The organism is Amycolatopsis mediterranei, assembly GCF_026017845.1.
Taxonomy (GTDB): Bacteria; Actinomycetota; Actinomycetes; order Mycobacteriales; family Pseudonocardiaceae; genus Amycolatopsis; species Amycolatopsis mediterranei.
Map to the genome: position 1 here is coordinate 395,997 of NZ_CP100416.1, position 19,343 is coordinate 415,339.

General features: G+C 72.6%; 21 protein-coding genes and 1 pseudogene. 7 read left to right on the forward strand and 15 right to left on the reverse strand.

The annotated features are described in order from the left end of the window. Positions 1–16: 16 nt before the first annotated feature. Positions 17–271 (reverse strand): hypothetical protein, encoded by a 255-nt coding sequence (locus tag ISP_RS02045; protein ID WP_013222337.1) that lies wholly within the window; start codon positions 269–271, stop codon positions 17–19. 4 nt (positions 272–275) lie between these two features. Further along, positions 276–440 carry a hypothetical protein gene (locus ISP_RS02050; protein WP_014466547.1) on the reverse strand — a complete coding sequence of 55 codons (165 nt, stop codon included), beginning with the start codon at positions 438–440 and terminating at the stop codon, positions 276–278. 301 nt (positions 441–741) lie between these two features. On the opposite strand from ISP_RS02050, the gene ISP_RS02055 reads away from it, so the two are divergent. After that, on the forward strand, positions 742–996 hold the full coding sequence (locus tag ISP_RS02055) for a DUF397 domain-containing protein (protein ID WP_013222338.1): 255 nt from the start codon (positions 742–744) through the stop codon (positions 994–996). Positions 997–1,107: 111 nt separating this feature from the next. On the opposite strand, the gene ISP_RS02060 is transcribed toward ISP_RS02055, so the two are convergent. The 5 genes from ISP_RS02060 to ISP_RS02080 form a co-directional block, all read right to left on the reverse strand. Beyond that, complete coding sequence (locus ISP_RS02060) at positions 1,108–1,653, reverse strand: hypothetical protein (protein WP_013222339.1); 546 nt, start codon at positions 1,651–1,653, stop codon at positions 1,108–1,110. Next, positions 1,646–2,788 carry a hypothetical protein gene (locus tag ISP_RS02065; protein ID WP_013222340.1) on the reverse strand — a complete coding sequence of 381 codons (1,143 nt, stop codon included), beginning with the start codon at positions 2,786–2,788 and terminating at the stop codon, positions 1,646–1,648. The genes ISP_RS02060 and ISP_RS02065 overlap by 8 nt, the downstream gene beginning before the upstream one ends. An 11-nt stretch (positions 2,789–2,799) precedes the next feature. Then, entirely contained in the window at positions 2,800–3,192 is a 393-nt protein-coding gene (locus tag ISP_RS02070; protein ID WP_013222341.1) for a FixH family protein, read from the reverse strand. Continuing rightward, entirely contained in the window at positions 3,189–4,586 is a 1,398-nt protein-coding gene (locus ISP_RS02075; protein WP_014466548.1) for a hypothetical protein, read from the reverse strand. Before ISP_RS02075 ends, ISP_RS02070 begins: the two co-directional genes overlap by 4 nt. A 95-nt stretch (positions 4,587–4,681) precedes the next feature. Beyond that, positions 4,682–5,515, reverse strand: a complete 834-nt coding sequence (locus ISP_RS02080; RefSeq protein ID WP_014466549.1) for an alpha/beta fold hydrolase — start codon at positions 5,513–5,515, stop codon at positions 4,682–4,684. Positions 5,516–5,587: 72 nt separating this feature from the next. Between ISP_RS02080 and ISP_RS02085 the strand changes: the two genes are divergently transcribed. After that, positions 5,588–6,139: a CGNR zinc finger domain-containing protein gene (locus ISP_RS02085; protein WP_014466550.1), complete on the forward strand. Its 552-nt coding sequence runs from the start codon at positions 5,588–5,590 to the stop codon at positions 6,137–6,139. 122 nt (positions 6,140–6,261) lie between these two features. Here the strand turns inward: ISP_RS02085 and ISP_RS02090 are convergent, their stop codons facing one another. From ISP_RS02090 to ISP_RS02100, 3 genes are read right to left on the reverse strand one after another with little or no spacing between them, the layout of a single operon-like run. Continuing rightward, entirely contained in the window at positions 6,262–7,128 is an 867-nt protein-coding gene (locus ISP_RS02090) for an oxygenase MpaB family protein (protein WP_013222345.1), read from the reverse strand. Next, a complete protein-coding gene (locus ISP_RS02095; RefSeq protein WP_013222346.1) occupies positions 7,128–7,703 on the reverse strand; it encodes a TetR/AcrR family transcriptional regulator in 576 nt (191 codons plus the stop codon). The genes ISP_RS02090 and ISP_RS02095 overlap by 1 nt, the downstream gene beginning before the upstream one ends. After that, positions 7,670–9,046, reverse strand: a complete 1,377-nt coding sequence (locus ISP_RS02100; RefSeq protein ID WP_013222347.1) for an amidase — start codon at positions 9,044–9,046, stop codon at positions 7,670–7,672. Before ISP_RS02100 ends, ISP_RS02095 begins: the two co-directional genes overlap by 34 nt. A gap of 126 nt (positions 9,047–9,172) precedes the next feature. Here ISP_RS02100 and ISP_RS02105 point away from each other — a divergent pair, with 126 nt between their 5' ends. Both ISP_RS02105 and ISP_RS02110 read left to right on the forward strand, forming a co-directional pair. Further along, entirely contained in the window at positions 9,173–9,730 is a 558-nt protein-coding gene (locus tag ISP_RS02105; protein ID WP_013222348.1) for a dihydrofolate reductase family protein, read from the forward strand. Positions 9,731–9,758: 28 nt separating this feature from the next. After that, entirely contained in the window at positions 9,759–10,787 is a 1,029-nt protein-coding gene (locus ISP_RS02110) for a D-cysteine desulfhydrase family protein (RefSeq protein ID WP_013222349.1), read from the forward strand. Between the two features lie 78 nt (positions 10,788–10,865). Here ISP_RS02110 and ISP_RS02115 read toward each other — a convergent pair. Continuing rightward, positions 10,866–11,432, reverse strand: a pseudogene (locus ISP_RS02115) (DUF998 domain-containing protein); the annotation flags it as partial. A gap of 34 nt (positions 11,433–11,466) precedes the next feature. Next, complete coding sequence (locus ISP_RS02120) at positions 11,467–12,252, reverse strand: protein phosphatase 2C domain-containing protein (protein WP_014466552.1); 786 nt, start codon at positions 12,250–12,252, stop codon at positions 11,467–11,469. 91 nt (positions 12,253–12,343) lie between these two features. Between ISP_RS02120 and ISP_RS02125 the strand changes: the two genes are divergently transcribed. Both ISP_RS02125 and ISP_RS02130 read left to right on the forward strand, forming a co-directional pair. Next, the gene (locus ISP_RS02125; RefSeq protein ID WP_004559389.1) at positions 12,344–12,553 is read left to right on the forward strand and encodes a sigma factor-like helix-turn-helix DNA-binding protein; all 210 of its coding nucleotides are present in this window, start codon (positions 12,344–12,346) and stop codon (positions 12,551–12,553) included. Further along, on the forward strand, positions 12,553–13,080 hold the full coding sequence (locus ISP_RS02130; RefSeq protein WP_013222351.1) for a Clp protease N-terminal domain-containing protein: 528 nt from the start codon (positions 12,553–12,555) through the stop codon (positions 13,078–13,080). Before ISP_RS02125 ends, ISP_RS02130 begins: the two co-directional genes overlap by 1 nt. Here the strand turns inward: ISP_RS02130 and yczE are convergent. Continuing rightward, on the reverse strand, positions 13,077–13,718 hold the full coding sequence (yczE, locus tag ISP_RS02135) for a membrane protein YczE (RefSeq protein WP_013222352.1): 642 nt from the start codon (positions 13,716–13,718) through the stop codon (positions 13,077–13,079). The two genes, ISP_RS02130 and yczE, sit on opposite strands and share 4 nt — an antisense overlap. A gap of 61 nt (positions 13,719–13,779) precedes the next feature. On the opposite strand from yczE, the gene yczR reads away from it, so the two are divergent. Further along, entirely contained in the window at positions 13,780–15,228 is a 1,449-nt protein-coding gene (gene yczR / locus ISP_RS02140) for a MocR-like transcription factor YczR (protein WP_049878083.1), read from the forward strand. Positions 15,229–15,739: 511 nt separating this feature from the next. On the opposite strand, the gene ISP_RS02145 is transcribed toward yczR, so the two are convergent. Beyond that, positions 15,740–17,401 (reverse strand): hypothetical protein, encoded by a 1,662-nt coding sequence (locus ISP_RS02145; RefSeq protein WP_230468685.1) that lies wholly within the window; start codon positions 17,399–17,401, stop codon positions 15,740–15,742. Positions 17,402–18,151: 750 nt separating this feature from the next. Then, positions 18,152–19,318 (reverse strand): pyridoxal phosphate-dependent aminotransferase, encoded by a 1,167-nt coding sequence (locus ISP_RS02150; RefSeq protein ID WP_013222355.1) that lies wholly within the window; start codon positions 19,316–19,318, stop codon positions 18,152–18,154. Positions 19,319–19,343 lie beyond the last annotated feature (25 nt).

Genomic DNA, 19,343 nt, shown 5'->3' on the forward strand with positions numbered 1-19,343 from the left:
GCCGGATCAGGAACGGTCAGGCGCTCGAGCCGATGCGGCCGCGCATCAGCGGCGTCAGGTCGATCGCGGCTTCCAGCGGGCGGGTCGTCCGGACCCCGTCGGCGTGGCGCCGCAGCGGGAGGTCCTGGTCCGTGGCCCAGGTCGTGGTCTTGCGCAGCGGCGCCTGGATCAGGCTGAAGCCGAAGCGGTTCCGCAGTTCGTTCCCGATGCCCCGGCGGCCACGGTGTTCTTCGTCCTCGCGGCGGAAGAGCGAGTTCACCCGGACGGCCATTCGTCTACACCCCCAGCTCTCGTCGCGGTGCTTCGGCGCCCTGGTGGGAAAACGCTTCCGCATCTCTGGTCCGGACCAGCTCGGTCGCGGCCGTGGCGGCGGTCCGTCCGGAGACGGTGAGCCTGGTCACGGCGAGCGCGCCGGGTGGCGCACTGTCCTCGACGATCACGCTGTTCCTCCCCCATGAGGTCCTGCGATTACTTGGCTTGGTTTGGTTCCGGCGCTGGTCGTTCGAACACTTCGGCCCGCCTCGACGACCGCCCGCCGCGAGCAGGCAGTCATTCACCGACACCAGCGCCCCGGCCGATGCGATTAATCCTACTCCTGGAATAATCTTCATGTCGAGGCCGTACCCAGTTGATCACCCGCTTGGCCCTGTGGCTTGCTCCATTGAGACACTGAGTAGCCGGGAGCGGGTGCCTTGACCAGGTCACGACCGCGCCGCCCAACGATCCTCGGAGGTACGACCCATGGCGGATTATCCGTCGTTCGCGGATTACGATCCGAACACGGCCGTGACCCTGTTCGAAGAGGCCGCCTGGGAGAAGTCGTTCGCCAGTGAGCCCAACGGCGGCAGCTGCGTCGAGGTCAACCTGGGCTCCCAAGGCGTGATCGGCGTCCGGGACACCAAGCTCGCGACCAGCCCGGTCTTCGTGTTCGACACCGCCGAGTGGGAAGCGTTCCTGATCGCCGTCAAGGCCGGGCAGTTCGACCTGCCCGCCTGACCGCCCGAACCGCGGAAGACAAATGGTGAAGGCCCCCTTCCCCGCTCTCTACGGTGAAGGAGGCCTTCGCGACCGTCCGGATACGTCCGGACGCTCGATGTGAGGGGAATCTCACCCGATTGCCGGAAGCTCCCCGCCGCGCAACCGGCCGCGGGTCCGGCGCCAGGCCACCACGACGAGCACCACGAGCCCGATCAGCGGGAGCGTGCTGATCGCCCAGCTCACGCCCATCGGCGGTCCCGGCTGTTCCAGCACCGGCAGCGCGCGCAGCTCGCCGGTGCCGGAGCCGGCGGGGCCGTTGACGGTGAAGCGCAAGGTCCAGTCGCCGGGTCGGGGCAGCGACCGGACGTCCAGGCCCCAGACCTCGCGCTTGCGCGGGTGCCGCACGAGCGGCTGGGCGCGCCGCTGCGCGCCGCCGGGGCCGAGCATCGCCAGCGTGCCCGACTTGTCTTCGATCCCGCCGTCAGGGATGAAGGTGAAGTCCAGCGACTGCATGGCTTTCAGTGGCCAGGTGCTGAACCCGACGGTCAGCCCGTACGGCCCGGCCTGCACCCGTTCGGTGTGCACGATGTTGACCGGCTCGTAGGCGTTCGCCGGCGCCGCGGTGGCGAACAGCAGCCCTGCTACCGCGGCCAGGGCAAGTAACGTCTTACGCATCAGCGGTTTCCCCCTTCTTCGCGGGCGCCAGCAGGCAGAGCATCCCGCCGAACCGCCACCCGGCGAACCCGCCGAGCAGCCCCAGTGCCGCACTGAGCACGGCGGTCGTCGTCAGGTACCAGACCGGCGGCAGGTGCGCACCGGTGTAGAGCAGGAAGCGCTGGACCGGCAGGCTCAGGCCGAGCAGCAGCCCGGCGATCCCGCCGGCGACCACGGACACCCGGCCCGGGCGCCACCCCCGGCGCCGGCCGGCCAGGTACACCAGCTCCATCAGCGCGGCCACCGGCAGCAGGGCCATCGGCGCCAGCGACGGCATCGCCGGCACCCCGGAAACCGCGTCCCGCAGCGGCAGGCCGACCAGGTCGGCGTAGGCCTTCGCCGCCCACGGCGAGAACCACCAGAACACCGCCTGCACGACCGCGACCAGCGCCGCGGTGCCGGCCGCCCCGCCCGGACGGCGGGCGAACCCGGCACCGACGGAGACCAGCAGCACCGCCATCATCGACGTCCCGATCGCGACGGCGTCGGCGTAGTCGTCGGGCACCTGCTGCAACCCGAGCGCCAGCACCGGCCCGAAGGTGAGCAGCACGGTCAGCGACGCCAGCGTGCCGAGCCGGCCCCAGCGGTGCTCACGCGCCGCGGCGAACACCGCGGTCGTGCCGATGAGCGACACCGTGATCGACAGCAGCAGCCCGATGTGCGGCGGCGAGTCGATGACCGCGTCGAAGCCGTAAAGCCCGTGCCACCACTGGTCCCACAGGCCGTACAGCAGGAACGTCGCCGCGCCGACCCCGGAGACCAGGTAGCCCAGCGGGGCCGCGAACGTCCGGCCGAACACGTTGACCACGCGCCCGCCGATCCGCGGGTCGACCGGCCGTCCCGCGCGCCGCGCCGCCGTCGTCAGCAGCACGACGGCGAGGCTCGCCAGGCCGACGACCGCGCTGCCCGCGTACAGGAACAGGTGCGGCAGCGTGAAGAACGTGTCCGGCCCGACGTCGTCGTGCCACTGGATGTCCCAGGTGAGCCCGACCAGTGACAGCAACGACCCGCCGAGCACGACGTTCGCCGGCAGCAACCCGGTTCGCGCCTGTTGCGTCACCGACGTGCTGCGCACGCCGGATGCGGTGAGATCCATTCCCCCTCCTTCTATTTGACCAACACGGGAAAGACGACCTGCGCGGGCCCGCCGGGGCCGCGCAGCGAAACGGTGATCTCCCACTGCCCGGCCATCGGCAGCCCGACGTCCGCGGCGCGGAAGCGGCCGGGCCCGTCCGGCCCGGCGGGCACCGGCGTGAGCGCGTGCCCCATCTGCGCCATGACCGGCGCGACCGTGACGGCTTCGGGCGCTGGGCCGGTCACCGCCACCGCGAACGTGTTGCCGCCGATCCGCGGCTGCTCCGCGGAGAACTGGACGGTGTACGGGCCCGAAACCGCTTGCTGCGTGGTGGATTTCGCGCCGTTGCCGCCCCACAGCAGCCAGGCGGCACCGGCCGCCACGACCAGTGCGACGACGGCGATCAGCAACGTCGGGCGTTTCATCGGGCGGCTCCTGTCGTCGGGACGTCGACCACGGCGGGGACGGTGAGCACCCGGTAGCCGCGTTCGGCCTGCAGCCAGATCCGGTACCGGCCGGGCTCGGCGAAGGTGTAGGTGAAGCTGACGTCCGGGCCGTAGGCCGCGACCGTCTCATCAGGACGGTCGGCTTGCCCCGCGACCGGCGGGACCATCGCGTGGACGTGCGCCCACGTCGGAGCCTTGGCGGCGCCTTCGCCGGCGGGGCCGGTGAACGGCCCGGTGACGATCAGGTGGCCGAGCATGCCCAGCCACGGCTGGAGGTCCTGCGCCGGGAAGTGCGCGGTGATGGTGGCCGGCGTGCCCGGGCTGATCGTGAGGCCGACCGGGGTGCCGTCGATCGTCCTCGGTCCGGGGCCGGGTGGTTCAGGCGCGGGGGCCGCGGTGCCCTTCATGTCCACAGTGGACCGCGCGAGCTGGACACCGCCGCCGCGCCGGGCGAGTTCCGCGGCGACGGCGTAGGTGCCCGCTTCCGGATCGGCGAGGCGGACGCGGTAGTCGCCGGGGCCGACACGCACCGGGTGCAGGTGGCTCAGCCGCCCGGACGGCGAGACCAGCACCAGGTGCACGAGGGCGTTGTCGTGGACCAGCAGGTCGTCGACCGGCCGGCCGGTGGCGCCGTCGGTGAGCCGCAGCGTCAGGTCGCCTTGCCGGGCTTCGACGGCGAGGTTCACCGGCGGGCGTGAGTAATCCACTGTGGACAACCGCGCGTTCGCGTACGGGTCGGTGACGTTGTCGAACGTCGGGTCCAGCTGGCTGCCGGGCGCGGGCGGGGCGGGAGTGCTCGCCGACAGCAGCGCGCCGGTGACGGCGACGGCGAGCGCGGCGACCACGCCGCCCGCGGGGATCAGCGCGAACGCCGTCCTCTTCGCTCGCACCCCCACGATCAGGGCCAGCAGCAGGAACGCACCGGCGGCGACGAAGCCGCCGTAGGTCGCCTTCTCCCACGGTGGGACCACCCGCGCGGGCACGATGAACGGGATCGTCGCTCTTGGTCCGGCGCCATCGTCCAGCGAGAGTTCCCACGGCCCCGGCTTGTCGACTTGGAGATTTCCCGCGTAGACACCCGGTGTGGCGCCGAGGACCACGTCGGCGCGCGAACTCGGGACGCCGCCGGCCGCGACGGCCAGGTGCAGCGTGCCGGGCGCGGTGCCCTGGTGCGTCACGACGTCGACCCGCAGCGGCGACGGTGTCGTGTCGACGCGGCGGATGATCACGGTCAGCTCGCGGGCACCGAGCGTCTGGGCGACCTGGATGTCGGCGCCGGTCGGTGCGCCGTCGGCGTGCGCGGTCCCGCTGCCGGCCGCGATCCCCAGTGCGGCCAGCAGCATCAGCAGTGCGGCTTTCGATTTGCTCCCCATCGTGGTCCGAACCTAACCGGCGCGACCGGTGGCGGGCGTCACGGCGGCGAGGGAACTCCGGTCCCCGGTTCGGGGGATTCCCGGCCCCTGGGGTCTCAGGGATCGAGGAATTTCCGCAGGTGGGCGACCACTTCGCCGGGCTGTTCCTCGGGGAGGAAGTGGCCGCACTCGGCGAGGGCTTCGCCGGTGACGTCGGCCGCGTACTCCCGCCAGATCTCGAGCGTCGGGAGCGTGCCGACCAGGCCGTTCGCGCCCCAGAGGGCGAGCAGGGGCTGGGTGACGCGCTTTCCGGCTTCGAAGTCGGCGTCGTCGAGTTCGGCGTCGTCGGGGAAGGAGGCGCGGTAGTCGTCGAAGCCGGCCCTGAGCGCGCCCGGCTGGGAGAAGGCGCGCACGTACTCGGCCTGCGTGTCGGCGTCGAGAGCGTGGCGCTGGTAGGTCCACCGTTCGAAGAAGTAGCCGAGGTAGGCGGCGATGTTCTGCCCGGCCAGCAGTTCCGGCAGGTCGGGCTGGAGGTGGAAGAGCCAGTGCCAGGACGGCTTCGCGATGACGTCGAGCCGCTGCCACATCGCGCGGGTGGGCACGATGTCGAGCACGGCGAGGCGGTCGACCTGGTCCGGGCGGTCGAGGGCCCAGCGGTGGGCGACCCGGCCGCCGCGGTCGTGCCCGGCGACGGCGGTCTTCGCGAAGCCCAGGTGGTCGGCGAGGGCGGCGATGTCGGCGGCCATCGTGCGCTTGTCGTAGCCGGACTTGGGTTTGTCGCTGTGGCCGTAGCCGCGCAGGTCGGGGGCGATCACGGTGTGCGTCTCGGCGAGCGGCGCCATGACCTGGCGCCAGCAGTGCGACGTCTGCGGCCAGCCGTGCAGCAGGAACAGCGGCGGGCCGTCGCCGGCTCGCCGGTAGTGCATCCGAATGCCGTTCACGGTGGCCATGTTCTCTAACCGGTTCATGGGGTTAGACGGTACCGCTGCTTCTAACTGTCTTCAAGGGTTAGAATGCTGGGCATGGAATGGGTCTTCGACGGCGGACGGCCGTGCCTCGACCTCGTCAACACGATGCGCAGCCGGCACGAAGAGGGGGTGGAGCTGCTGACCGGTCCGGACGCGCTGGCCGAGTGGCTGGCGCTGGCCGGGTTCACGACGGGCCCGGTGCCGGTGACGGCGGGCAATGTGCTGGCGGCGAAGGCGCTGCGGGAGGCGATCGACCGGGTGCTGCTGCCGCCGGAGGTGCCTTCGAAGATGGACGTGGACCTGGTCAACAACGCGGCAGCCTCGGCCCCGGCGCCCCCACCGCGCCTCGCGCTGGTCGACGGCGTGCTGCGTCGGGAGGTCCCGGCCGCGAAGGACCCGGTGGCGGCGGCGTTCGCGGCCTTGGCGGCGGACGCGATCGACCTGGCCACGAGCGACGCGGAGGTCCGCATCTGCGCGGCAGACGACTGCGGCCAGCGCTTCTGCGACGCCTCACCGCGCCGGAACCGCCAGTGGTGCTCGATGGCCCGCTGCGGAAACCGCGCCAAGGCCCGCGCCCACTACGCCCGCACCCTCACCCGCGACTGACGCCCGCGACGGCACCGCCGTGTCGACCCGCCAATCACGCGAGTCGACCTTCCAATCACGCGAGTTGACCCTTCAGACACGCGAGATGCCCGTTGAGTCACGCATCTCGCCCGCGGGGATGGTCAGGGGCGAGGCTGCGCGCCCGGCCCGTCGTGGCGGACCAACGCCCGATAGACCTTCGGGTGCGCGCGCAGCCACACGTTGAGCTTCCCGACCCACCGCATGGGCGCCGTCCGCACCCAGGCCGGGATCGGCGTGCACGCGATCCGCACGCACGCCGCGAACCGCTCGAACCGTCGCTGGTCCGCGTCCGTCCACTGCAGACCCAGCGTCTCCCGCAACGAAGGCGGCAAAGTGGCCCGGACCAACAACATCTGACCCCGCTGCAGCCGCCGCCACCACGAATCCGGCAGGAACCGCACCGGCTTCGGCGCCGTCCGGATCGTTTCGAACAACGTCTCGATCGTCGAGTTCGCCCCGAAACCCGCCACCATCGCGTCGTAGTACCGCTCGAAATCCGCCCAATCGCGCGGCAGGTCCCGCTCCCGGATCCCGAGCACCAGCCCGATTCCACGCATCTGCGCGTAATACTCCGAAAGCTCCGATGTGGACAGTGGCTGCCCGAAGAACCGTTGCGCGTCAACCGGAGCCTTCACCAGCGTCGCGTGCACCCACGCATACGCCGCCGGATCCAATGCGCTGTACCGCCGCCCGTCCGCGACGCCCGTGAACGTCCGGTGCAACGCCCGCAACCGCGCGGCTTCCACCCGCGCACCGGCCGTACCGCCGTAGACGTAGATCGACAGCGACGCGACCGTCCGCATCAGCCGCGTCCACGGATCCGCCGTGTAGTCCGAATGATCCCGCACGCCCGCCGCGACGACCGGGTGTGCCACCTGCAGCACCAGGACCTGCTCCGCCAGCAGCGCGTCGCGGAAGTCGCCGAAGTACTTCCACGCCGCCGTGCCGCGGACGATCGGCCGCGCCATCAAGCTCCGCGGATCAGCATCATCAGGGGCTCGGCCACCGGCGTGTCCGTCTCGCCGGTCGCCAGCCGCCGCAGCTGCAGCCCCGCGATCAGCGCCACCACCGGGCCGGCCAGCCGCCGCGGCTCCGGGACGCCCAGCGCTTCCAGGATCGTCACGGCCAGCTCGTCATAAGCCGCGAAGCAGCGCGAAGAAGCCTCGCGCAGCTCGGGATCGCGGGCGGACTGGAGGTACAGCTCGTGCGCGCCGAGCTCGTCGGCGCCGAACGGCAGCTGCGCGATGACGTGCTCGACGACCGACGCCGCCTGCTCGACACTGAGGCCTTCCGCGCGGTGGCCGTCGACGATCGCGCCGAGCTTCGCCGTCTCCTCCTCGACGAACAGCAGCATCGCCTCGCGCAGCAACGCCGTCTGGCTCGCGAAGTGGTAGGTCAGCGTGCCGAGCGAGACGCCCGCGGCGGCCACGATCCGGCGGTTCGTCAGCCCGCCGACCCCGTGTTCGCCGACGACGGTCAGCGCGCCGCGCAGGATGGCGTCCCGGGTGCTTACCAGCTTTTCTCGGGATGCCGCTCCGGCCACCGTTCGACCTCTTCCAGTTGCGCGGCAAGCGAAATCAGCCGCTCCTCGGCGTGCGACGGGCCGAGCAGCTGAGCCCCGAGCGGGAGCCCGCCTGCCGTGAGCCCGGCCGGGACGTTGACCCCCGGCCAGCCCAGCACGTTCCACGGCCAAGCGTACGGGCAGGCGGCGATCATGGCCTGGTCGGTCTCCCAGCCGGACAGCCCGTCGAACGTGCCGACCGGCGGTGGCGGCGTCGCGGTGGTCGGGGTCAGCAGCACGTCGACGCGGCCGAACACCGAGCCGATCCGCCGGTGCAGGCCCGGCTCGAGGGCGCGGGCGAGCCGCAGCGCGGGCCCGGCCAGGAGCCGGCCGTGGCCGGCGTTGCTGCGCGTGCGCGGGTCGAGCCCGGTGCGGTCGGGCACCCGCAGCGTCCAGTCGCGGACGCCGGTGAGCGACCGCGGCAGGAACGTCAGCCCGATCAGCCCGTAGTCCGGCTCGACCTCGACGATCTCGTGGCCCAGCCCGGCGAGTGACTCCGCGAGCCGCCGCACGGAAGCTTCGACGACCGGGTCGAGCCGGGTCTTGGTGGCGGTGAACGGAATCCGTGTGGACAGCCCGATCCGCAGCTTGCCGGGCTCGCGCGCGGCGGCCGCGCGGAACACCCCGGGTGTCCCCGCCGCGGCGTCGAGCAGCAGGGCGGCGTCCTCGGTCGTGCGGGCCAGCGGGCCGAGCACGGTGAGGCCGTGGAACAGCTCGCCGTCGGTGGGGATCCGGCCGCGCTGGGGCTTGATGCCGACGAGCCCGGTCCACGCGGCCGGGATGCGCACCGAGCCGGCGCCGTCGGACCCGAGCGCGGCCGCGATGACCCCCGACGCCACCGCGGCCGCGCTCCCGCCCGAAGAACCCCCGGGGGTGTGGCCGGGGTGCCACGGGTTGCGCGTCACGCCGAAGGCCGGGCCCTCGGTGAACGGCCACTGGCCCAGCTCGGGGGTGTTCGTCTTGCCGATGATCACAGCTCCGGCCTCGCGCAGCAGCGCGACGGCGGGCGCGTCGGCCGTCGCGAACGGGAATTCGCCGGCGCAGCCGAACGCGGTGGGCAGGCCGGTGAGGTCGACGTCGTCCTTGATCGCGAGCGGCACGCCGAGCAGGGGAGCGCGGTCGCCGGCGGTCAGACGACGATCCGCGTCCGCGGCTTCGGCGAGGGCTTCTTCGTCGCGCAGGTGGCGGAACGCGTTGAGCGTCGCCTGGCTCGCGTGCGCGCGCCCGAGCGCGGCCGCGGTGAGCTCGGCGGAGGTGACTTCACCCGCGGCGAGCCGCGCGGCCTGGTCGGCGAGGCCCGTGAAATCGAGGCTCGTAGCGGTCATGGCGGCCCCCGGAGGTTCTCGTTCGTTCGAACGAACGTTACCGGATACCGACGGTCTTCGGCTACTCCCGATGAGTTTTCCTCCGCCCGGACGTCTACCCGGCAAACGACTACGTGAGGAGAACCCATGGCCACGGTGCACGCGGGCATGAGCATGTCGCTGGACGGCTTCGTCGCCGATCGCCACGGCGGCACGGCCCGGCTGTCCGACCCCGCCGCGTCGAGCGGCAGCGAGTGGATGACCGACCTGATCCGGGAGACCGGCGCGGTCGTCCTCGGCCGCCGGTCGTTCGCGATGGCCGAGGACCCGGACTGGTACGCCGGCAACTACGAGTTCCAGGTGCCGATCTTCGTCGTCACCCACACGCCGCCGGCCGTGCTGCCCGCGCAGAACGAGAACCTCACCTTCACCTTCGTGACCGACGGGATCGCTTCGGCGGTCAAGCAGGCGAGGGCGGCCGCGGGGGACCGGGCGGTCAAGGTGATCGGCGCGAGCGTGGTCCGGCAGGCCGTGCGGGCCCGGGTGGCCGACGAGCTGCACGTCCTGCTCGCCCCGGTGCTGCTGGGTGCCGGACTGCCGTTGTTCGGCGACCCCGATCTCGACGGCGTCGCGCTGCGCCGGCTCGGCGTGCGTGAGGTCGGGCCGATCACCGAACTCCGCTTCACGCTGCTTAACCCCCTATAGTGGTTAGAAAGCCGAGCCTGGAGGGCCGATGACGTTCGACTTCGCCGGATTCCCCGACGCCGCGCTGGCCGCGGTACCCCGCGTCGACCTGGGCGGCTGGCCGACGCCGCTGCACGGGGCCCCCCGGCTCGGCGAAGCCCTCGGCCTGCGGAACCTCTGGCTCAAGCGCGACGACGTGCACCCGCTCGGCGCCGGCGGCAACAAGCTCCGCAAGCTGGAGTACCACCTCGGCGCGGCGGAAAAAGCCGGTGCGGACACCGTGATCACCTTCGGGGCGCTCCAGACCAACCACGGCCGTCAGACCGCCGCCGCGTGCGCGAAGCTCGGCCTGCGCTGCGAGCTCGTGCTCACGGCCAAGGTCCCGCGCGACGGCGAGGCGTACGAACGCGGCGGCAACCTGCCCCTCGACCGGCTTTTCGGCGCGACCGTCCACATCTGCGCCGACGGCGAGGAAACCGGCCGCACCTACGACCGCCTGGTCGCCGAAGCCGCCGCCGACGGCCGGAAGGTCGCCACGATCCCGGTCGGCGGCTCCAACGACCTCGGCGCCCTCGGGTACGTCCGCGCCACCTACGAACTCGCGAAACAGCTGGAAGAGCGCGGCATCGAGCGGGCACACCTCGTCGTCCCGCACGCCAGCGGCGGCACCGCGGCCGGCGTCGCGCTGGGCACCGCGCTCCTAGGCAACCTCGGCGTCGGCATCGCCTGCGTCAGCCACCCGCTCGACGAGGCCACGGAGAACCTCCGCGACCTCGTCGACGGCGCGGCCAAGCTCCTCGGCGTCGAACCACCGTCGCTCACGCACACGAGGATGGGCGATTCCACGCTCGGCCCCGGTTACGGCATCCCGACCGACGCGGTCTGGAACGCCCTACGGCTCTTCGGTCGCACCGAGGGCGTGGTGCTCGACCCGGTCTACACCGGCAAGGTGGCCGCCGCGCTGGTCGAATGGGCCGGCCACTTCGCCCCGGACGACCACGTGGTGTTCCTGCACACCGGCGGCATGCCCGGCCTGTACGGCTACGCGCCCGAATTCGCCGCGGCCGTCGAAGGCTGATTCCAGCCGGGTCGCCAGCCACAGCAGCGTGCCCAGCAGCGCGACGTCGGCGAGCAGCAGCAGCCGCTGGGTGACGCCGATCGGGAAGGCGTCGGAGATCTCGCGGAACGGCGGCACCCCGGCCTCGCTCAGCCGCACGAACACGAAGCTCAGGGCGAAGAGCGCGAACGCCCCCGCGACCAGCCGGATCATCCGGACCAGCGCGACGCGCTCCGGCCGGCCCCGCAGCGGCTCCAGCAGGGAGATCGCCCCGCCGGGCAGGCTGCAGAAGGCGACCAGGCAGGCGTAGAGGTGGATCTCGCCGCTCACCGGGTCCGGCGCCTCGGGGTAGCTCGCCGGGAAGATCGCGGCGGCGGCCAGCCCGAGCGCCCACAACGCGAGCAGCAGCCGGGTCGTCCGCGACAGTGGCACGCCGGCGACCTGCAGCGCGCCGAGCACCGCGAGCGACCCGACAGCCAGCGAGAGCACGCTCGCCGCGAGCATCCCTTCGCCGCGGTCGGTCACCGTGTAGCTCGACAACGTGTCGTACACCGGGTTGCGCGAGCTGATCACGTGCAGCACCACCGCCGTGAACAGGCCCCACCCGATCGCACCCAGCGCCACGAGCCGCCACGGTCTCGTGCGTTTCCCCGCTTCCGTCCCCATGCGTCCAGGGTCTCGGGAAACGCGACCGCCGTGATCAGGGAAGACCCTGAATAACCCCCGATTCGAAGTCGACGACGACGAGGGCCTGGTCGTCGTGCCGCTTCGGCCGGGGCCAGCGTTCGCCGTCCGGATCCTGCTTCTCGGCGGTGCGGACGGCGGCCAGCACGGCGTCGGGCCCGTCGGCGCGGCTGACCGCCAGGACCTCGCGCCAGTCGAAGAGCTCGTACTGGTCGACGCCGATGGACACGCCGTCGCTGGCGAGCAGCACCGCCTCGACGTCGGCCCGCGGCCAGCTGCGCCGGACCGAGTGCGCCGCGGCACCCGGGTCGGCTTCGGCGACCCAGAAGCCGTCGTGGGCGTTGCGCCGCCGCCGGACGTCGGCCCCGGTCTGGAGCATCCCGCGCCGCCGCAGCCGGGCGAGCCGGTCGTCCGAAACGACGTCGACCCCGAAGCCGCCGAAGCCGACCACCGGGCTGTCGGCCAGCACGAGCGCGTCGACGCGGTCTTCGAGCCAGCGCACGGCCGCGACCGTGCTGGACGGCGAGCGCTGCGGTTGCAGCCGGTGTTCCGCCGTGAGCGCAGCGATCGCGCTGGTCAGGACCTCGGTCAGGTCGGCTTCCGGGGCCACGTGGAGGTCTTCGGCGAGGCGCCGGGCCAGCCGTTCGGCGTACCAGCCGCCCGGCGGTTGGGAGGGTTCCGACGAGGTGGCGCCGTCGAGGACCAGCACCGCGTTGTCCAGCACGACGACGTGGTCCTCGGTCGGGCGCGGGTGGCCGTCGGCGCCCACCCCGGCCCGCTCGGCGATCGCGATCTCGGGCATCACCCGACTGTACGGCGCCTCTCCCGCGCGTTCGCGCTGAGCGTGTCAACTTCGGTTGACAGGCGTCCGATGTCAACGTAGGTTGACAGACATGACGGAAGCGACGGATTTGGCCGCCCGGGCGGGTGATCGCGATCCCCGGGTGGGGCTGCGCGCGGTCGCCGCGCTCCGGCGGCTGCTGGAACAACTGGAGGCCGTGCAGGTCCGCAGCGCGCGGGTGCACGGCTGGTCGTGGCAGGAAATCGCCGCCGAGCTGGGGGTCAGCCGGCAGGCCGTGCACAAGAAGTACGGGAGGCACTGATGTTCGAGAGGTTCACGACCGACGCGCGGATGACGGTGGTCGAGGCGCAGATCGTGGCGCGCGAGTCGGGTTCGGTGGAAATCGGGCCGGCCCACCTGCTCGCCGGGCTGGTGAAGACCGGCGTCCAGGTGCTCACCGAGCTGGGCGTGTCCACCGACGACATCGCCGCCGAACTGGCCCGGACCCGGCGCCGCGGCGGCGTGAGCGACGCCGACGCCGAGGCGCTCACCGAGTTCGGCATCGACGTCGAGCAGATCGTCGAACGTGTCGAGCAAACCCACGGCGAAGGGGCGCTGGCCGGACGGCTCGGCCCGGCCAAGCGCGGGCACATCCCCTTCACCGCACAATCGAAGAAGACCCTCGAACTGAGCCTCAAGGAAGCCGTCCGGCTCGGCGACAAGCACCTCGGCCAGGAGCACATCCTGCTGGCGCTGGCCCAGCAGCGCGGCACCGACGACGTGCTCGCCCGGCGCGGCGCGGACTACCAGACGCTGCGCCGGGCGGTGCAGCAGCGCAAGGCCGGTTAGTGACCCTGCTGCGGCTCCTGCTCTTCCCGCCAGGTGGTCCGGGGCAGCAGTGCCTGGGTGAGCGGGCCGATCGCGATGGCGTAGAGCACGGTGCCGATCCCGACGGTCCCGCCGAGCAGGAAACCGGCCGCGACCACGGTGACCTCGATGCCGGTGCGCACCAGCCGGACCGACCAGCCGGTGCGCCCGGCCAGCCCGGTCATCAGGCCGTCGCGGGGGCCGGGGCCCAACCGGGCGCCGACGTAGGTGGCGGTCGCGACGCCGTTGAGCGTCACCCCGCCGACCAGCAGCACGATCTGCCACACCAGGTCGTGCTGGTCCGGGAGCACCGCGCGGACGACGTCGACCATGACCGAGATGACCACGACGTTCGCGATGGTGCCGATGCCGGGCCGCTGGCGCAGCGGGATCCACAGCAGCAGCACGGCCACCGAGATCAGGCCGGTGACCGTGCCGAAGCTCAGGCCGGTGTGCTTCAGGACGCCTTCGGCCAGCACGCTCCACGGCTCGAGGCCGAGGCCGGCGCGGGTGACGAGGGCGACGCTGGTGCCGTAGAGGGCGAGGCCCGCGAGCAGCTGGACACTGCGGCGGGCGGGGTCACGGGAGATCCGGACGGGCCGGAGGTCGGTCTGAGCCACGTCTCCACTATCGACCGCAAGTGGCCTTGTAAACCATAGCCAATTCCAGGATATTGGCCTTATGGAAGCCGTGCTCCCGGTAGGTGGACGCATTTCAGGGCCGCGATTGGCCGTCATGCTGGGCTCGTGGCGGCAAGGCGGCTCCCGGCAGGGGGCGGCCGACCTGGCCGCGGCCATCGAACTGCAGGTGCTCGACGGCCAGCTCCCGCTCGGCACTCGGCTGCCCGCCGAGCGCGAGCTGGCCGACGCGCTCGGCGCCAGCCGGACGCTGATCGGCGCGGCGCTGGACCGGTTGCGCGAGAACGGGTTCGTCGCGAGCCGCCGCGGCGCGGGATCGTGGATCGCCGCGCCGGGACGGCGCCGCCGTGGCCCGCTCGCGCCGGTCGGCGACGGCTCGATCGACTTCACCCACGCGTCCTCGCCCGCCATCCCGGGCACGGCCGCGGCGGTCGACGCCGCCCGCGGCCGGCTCGCCGACCACCTGGGCGACCACGGCTACCAGGAACGCGGCCTGCCCGGCCTGCGAGAACAGATCGCGCGGCGCTACACCGAGCGCGGGCTGCCGACGACGCCGGCGCAGGTCATGGTCACCAACGGCGCGCACCACGCGTTCGTCCTGGTCCTGCGGATGCTCGCCGGTCCCGGCGACCGCGTGCTGGTGGAGCAGCCGACGTACCCGAACGCCCTGGAGGCGATCCGCGCCGCGCACGCGCTCCCGGTGCCGGTGGCGCTCGACCCGACCGGGGCGCGCGGCTGGGACATCGCCGGGGTCGACGCGGCGCTGCGCCAGGCGTCCCCGCGGTTCGCCTACCTCGTCGTCGACTTCCAGAACCCGACCGGCCTGCGCCTGGACGCCGAAGGCCGGTCCCGGCTCGGGACCGTGCTGGCCCGCGCCCGGACGCCGGTCGTGGTGGACGAGACGCTGGTCGAGCTGGACCTGGAGGGCGATCCCCTGCACGGGCCGCCGCCGCTGGCCGCGTTCGCCGGCGACCTGGCCATCTGCGTCGGATCGGCGTCGAAGACGCACTGGGGCGGCCTGCGGCTCGGCTGGATCCGCGCGTCCGAGGACCTGCTCGGCCGGCTGGTCGCGGCGCGCTACGCGGTCGACCTCGGGTCGCCGGTGTTCGAGCAGCTCGTGCTGACCGAGCTGATGGCCGACGAAACCTTGCTCGGCCGCCGGCGCGAGGAACTGCGCGGCTACCGCGACGCGCTGGCCGCCGCCGTGCACCGGCACCTCCCGGACTGGACGTTCACGCTGCCGGACGGCGGCCTGTCGGTGTGGTGCCGCATGCCGGAGCCGGTGAGCTCGCGCCTGGCGGTGGCGGCGGCGAGCCACGGCGTCCAGGTGGCGCCGGGCTCGCGCTTCGGCGTCCACGGCGGGCTGGAGCGCTGGATCCGGCTGCCGTTTTCGCTGCCACCGGACCGGATCGACGAAGCGGTCCGGCGGCTGAGCGCGGCCGAAGCGTCGGTCCGCGGCACCCCGGCTTCGCTGGACGCGCCCATCGCATGAACGAACCGGTGCACTGGATGCGAGCCCGCTCCCAGGGAAGGGCGGCGTTCATGTGCATCCAGCGCACCGGTTCGTGTTCCACACACCCGCTCACGGACGTGACCCCGTTCGCGGGTACCGCGGCTTCCCGGCACAGCCCCTCGACGTGCCGGGAAGCCGGCGGCTCAGGTGCGCTCGCGGTACTGCGAGTCCTCGCTCGGCGCGGTGAGCAAGGGCTCCCGGAGCGCACCCGGTGTGGGTCCCGGCGCCGCGGGGGCAGCGCGGCGCCGGGACCGGGATCCGACCCGGCCGGGCGCGGTCGGCCGGTCGGAAAGTCTGTGTTGGTCGAAACGGCTGCGTTTTCGCATGGTTTTCGCCCCTGGGGTACGTCGGACGCCTTCCGGCGTCATGAGACGTGAAAGAGCCACGGATTACGGGCTGTACCAGGGGAAACGTCACGCCTCAACGGCGTGCGAGCGCGCCTTGATGATCTTGATTTGGGCGCACTTGTCCCCGGCTGCCCGGTCGGGGGTCAGTCGGGAGAGGTGGTGGGCAGGGCGGCTTCCCTCCCTGCGCCGTCGACCTCGTGGTCGCGGCTGGTGCCGATCAGCTTGAGCTGCGTGGTGGTGACGTCGTCGGTGTGGACGGCGAAGGCGTGGCGGGCGCCGCCGGGGCCGTCGTGGCCCGGGGCGGCGGTGGGGGCCGGCGCGCTCGGGGCGGTGGTGCCGCCGGGCAGGCCGGGCGTGGAGTCGCCGCCGCCGGTCGTGGCGTGGGTGCCGGAGTCGCGCGGCTGCTCGTGGACCGCCGGCAGCGGCTCCGCGTGCCGGACGACGACGAGGCGCGGCGTGACCGCGACCCGGGTGGTCTGCTGCTGCGGGTCGGCGGCCGTCGTCGGAACCGCGCCCGGGACGGTCTCGAGGACCGTGGCGGGCGCCTGCGTGACGACGGCAGCCGTCGTCACGCCGGGCACGACCGCGATGACGCCGCCGGAGTTCGAGCCGCCGCCGAACACGGGGCCCAGGATGTCGTCGAGGGGCAGCAGCACGGGGCCGCCGGGGTTGCCCCCGAGCGGCTGGGTGAGCGGCGCGAGCACGGTGTGGGAGAGCGTGTCCGTGACGGCGCCGACGGTGTCCGTGACGGTGGAGAGCGTTCCGCCGACCACGTCCAGGACGCCGCCGAGGAGGCCGCCGAGCAGGTCACCGCCGGAGGAAGTGGGCTTGGCGGGAGCGGCCGGCTGGTCAGCGGTGTCCTTTGTGGTCGCTTCGGTGGTCGCTCCTGTGGTCGCGACGCTGACCACCTTCAGCGTGCTGCCGACGAGGTTGCCGAGCAGGTTCCCGCTGGAAGAGGTGGCCTTCGGTGCTTCGGCGGTCGTCGCCTTGGTTGTTGTCTTGGTGGGGGTGGCAGCCGAGCTGTCCGATGTCGTGGCGGCGGGCTCCTCGGTGGAAGAGCTTTCCGAGGAGGCGGCGGCCGGGTCGCTGTCCTGCGTGGTGGCCGTCGGCTGACCGGCGGTGCTGCCGTCCGGCGTGGTGCCCGCCGACTCGCTGGCGCTGTCCGGGGTGGCTGCCGGCCCTTCGGCGGCACCGCCGTCCGGTGCAGTGGCTGCAGGCCCTTCGGCGGGGTCGCCGGCCGCCGGCGCTCCGGCGGGGCTGCCGTCCGGCGTGGTGGCCGCCGGCTGTCCGTCGGCCGAGCTGTCCTTTGTGGTCTCGTCCGCCTGCGTCTCATCCGCCGCGGGCGGTTCGGCGCTGTCGGTCTTCGGCTGCCCCTCGCAGGTGGCGGCCCCGGTCTCGTGGTGGCTCTTGCGGTGCCTGGCGTGCCAGAGCGGCTTAGCGGCATGGTCCACAGTGGAAACCACGGGCGCGTCCGGGCACGCCGGCCGCTCGGCGGCCGACGCGGTGCTGCCGGACAGCGCGGCGCCGAGCAGCCAGCCCGCGAGGGTCAGCCCACCGGCGACCAGGATCTTGGCGGCGGGCCGCTGCAGCGAGGCCGCCCACGGGCGCGGCGCCCGTACGCGCGCGTACGAGGCTTCCGCTTCACCCGGCGTAAGCGCAGGCGGAACGGCAGCATCCGGTGTGGGCGCAGGCCGAACGGGAGTGTCCAGCGCAGGCCGAACGGAAGTGTCCAGCGCGGACCGAACGGGAGTGCCCAGCGCGGACCGAACGGGAGCGTCGCGGCGCGCGTCCGCCGTGCTGCTCACCGCCACCACCACCGTCCGCGCCTGAGGCTTCCGCGATTTCCGCTCGAGCCAGTTCTTGCTGGGGTCTTTCTCCGGCCAGGTCGCAGTTCCCCCGGGGCTGCACTCGTTCTAGCACCGCTCGGAGTCTTTCATCTCTCCCGCGTTCGATCCAGCCCGCGAGGCCGAGCAGCCCACCCGGACAACGTATCTGCGGCCGACGAGTTGATCACTCTCAGTGCCGTTCGGGTGTGCGCTTACGGCCATTCGGACGAGTTCTGCAATTTGCACATTCGGCGATGACCTGATGTTTCCCGCTGCCCGGACGCGCTTTGTGTCGACTCGGTTCCGTTCGGTGCACACCCCGTGGTTTCGGCCAAGCGGCCGGAATTCCACCCGGGATGCGGAATCGCCACTGGGCCGAACGGGGTCACCCGGGCAGCTTCGCTTGCCCTGCGCCGAAATCGTGCGGCTCGCACCGGTCCGGAATCCGGCTGCGGTCCGTGATCATGAAAGGCCTCGGCCGGTCGCCTGGGGACGTCCGGCGCGGGTGGTGCTCGCCAGGCGGAGCCGCGCGGCGGGGAGCCGGCCGTGCTCATCGCGGCCGTTGCGGGACGCAGTCATCGCCGTCGCGGAGAGTGACGACTCGGAGCGGCAAGTGCTGGGCGCGCCCCCGGTCCCGCGGGCCTCCGGCGCGCCGGTCGAGACCGCGCCCGCTCCCGGTGCCCCGCCGGAACGGCCGCGAAGGACGTCTACTCAGCCGGATCGCGGTGATCAGACCAGTTTGCGCAATCGGGTGATGGCCTCGTCGATGACCTCGTTGCGCTTGCAGAACGCAAAACGCAGCAGGTGGTTCCACTCGTCCGGGTGATCGGTGAACACCTTCACCGGCACCGCGGCGACCCCGACCCGGCCCGGCAGTTCCCAGGCCAGATCGGCGGCGTCGGTGAAGCCGAGCGGCCGGACGTCGACGCAGACGAAGTACGTGCCCGCCGTCGGCCGCACGGCGAACCCGGCGTCCGCGAGGCCGGCCGAAAGCCGGTCGCGCTTTTCCTGCAGCGACGCGCGCAGGCCGTCGACCCAGGGCAGCTCGTGGTCGAGCGCGTGCGCGACGGCCGGTTGCAGCGGGCCGCCCGAAACGAAGGTGATGAACTGCTTCGCCGCCTTCACCGCCGAGACGAGCTCCGGCGTCGAGCAGACCCAGCCGATCTTCCAGCCGGTGCAGTTGAACGTCTTGCCGGCGCTGGCGATGCTCACCGTCCGCGGCCGCATGCCGGGCAGCGTGACCAGTGGGATGTGCGCCGCGTCGTCGAAGACCAGGTGTTCGTAGACCTCGTCGCAGATCGCGATGAGGTCGTGTTCGACGCACAGCGCGGCCAGCGCCTCGAGCTCGGCGCGGGTGAACACGGTGCCGGTCGGGTTGTGCGGCGAGTTCACCAGGATCGCCCTGGTCCGCGGCGTGACGGCGGCGCGCAGTCCGTCGACGTCGAGGCCGAACCGGCCGTCCGGGCCCTCGACCAGGCCGACGACCCGGCGCTCGGCGCCCGCCATCGCGACCGCGGCGGCGTAGGAGTCGTAGTACGGCTCGATGACGATCACCTCGTCACCGGGCTCGGTCAGGGCCAGCAACGCTGCCGCAATGGCCTCGGTCGCGCCCGCGGTGACCAGGATCTCGGTGTCCGGGTCGTAGTCGGTGCCGTAGCGCAGCCGGTGCCGGGCGATCGCCGCCCGCAGCTCGGGCCGTCCGGGCCCCGGCGGGTACTGGTTCGCCCCGCCGAACAGGGCGTTCTTCGCCGCTTCGAGCATCCCGGCCGGGCCGTCGGTGTCCGGGAAGCCCTGGCCGAGGTTGACCGCGTCGTGCCGGACGGCCAGCGCCGTCATCTCGGCGAAGATGGTCGAGGTGAACGGTCGGAGCCGGGGGACGAGAGCAGGTTCGCGCACGATCAGCCATCCTCACGGACAATGG

Bases quoted from the DNA above. Each gene is read 5' to 3' on its own strand.
- ISP_RS02045 (WP_013222337.1), bottom strand. From the start codon at position 271: ATGGCCGTCCGGGTGAACTCGCTCTTCCGCCGCGAGGACGAAGAACAC.
- ISP_RS02055 (WP_013222338.1), top strand. From the start codon at position 742: ATGGCGGATTATCCGTCGTTCGCGGATTACGATCCGAACACGGCCGTG.
- ISP_RS02060 (WP_013222339.1), bottom strand. From the start codon at position 1,653: ATGCGTAAGACGTTACTTGCCCTGGCCGCGGTAGCAGGGCTGCTGTTC.
- ISP_RS02065 (WP_013222340.1), bottom strand. From the start codon at position 2,788: ATGGATCTCACCGCATCCGGCGTGCGCAGCACGTCGGTGACGCAACAG.
- ISP_RS02070 (WP_013222341.1), bottom strand. From the start codon at position 3,192: ATGAAACGCCCGACGTTGCTGATCGCCGTCGTCGCACTGGTCGTGGCG.
- ISP_RS02075 (WP_014466548.1), bottom strand. From the start codon at position 4,586: ATGGGGAGCAAATCGAAAGCCGCACTGCTGATGCTGCTGGCCGCACTG.
- ISP_RS02080 (WP_014466549.1), bottom strand. From the start codon at position 5,515: ATGGCCACCGTGAACGGCATTCGGATGCACTACCGGCGAGCCGGCGAC.
- ISP_RS02085 (WP_014466550.1), top strand. From the start codon at position 5,588: ATGGAATGGGTCTTCGACGGCGGACGGCCGTGCCTCGACCTCGTCAAC.
- ISP_RS02090 (WP_013222345.1), bottom strand. From the start codon at position 7,128: ATGGCGCGGCCGATCGTCCGCGGCACGGCGGCGTGGAAGTACTTCGGC.
- ISP_RS02100 (WP_013222347.1), bottom strand. From the start codon at position 9,046: ATGACCGCTACGAGCCTCGATTTCACGGGCCTCGCCGACCAGGCCGCG.
- ISP_RS02105 (WP_013222348.1), top strand. From the start codon at position 9,173: ATGGCCACGGTGCACGCGGGCATGAGCATGTCGCTGGACGGCTTCGTC.
- ISP_RS02110 (WP_013222349.1), top strand. From the start codon at position 9,759: ATGACGTTCGACTTCGCCGGATTCCCCGACGCCGCGCTGGCCGCGGTA.
- ISP_RS02120 (WP_014466552.1), bottom strand. From the start codon at position 12,252: ATGCCCGAGATCGCGATCGCCGAGCGGGCCGGGGTGGGCGCCGACGGC.
- ISP_RS02125 (WP_004559389.1), top strand. From the start codon at position 12,344: ATGACGGAAGCGACGGATTTGGCCGCCCGGGCGGGTGATCGCGATCCC.
- ISP_RS02130 (WP_013222351.1), top strand. From the start codon at position 12,553: ATGTTCGAGAGGTTCACGACCGACGCGCGGATGACGGTGGTCGAGGCG.
- yczR (WP_049878083.1), top strand. From the start codon at position 13,780: ATGGAAGCCGTGCTCCCGGTAGGTGGACGCATTTCAGGGCCGCGATTG.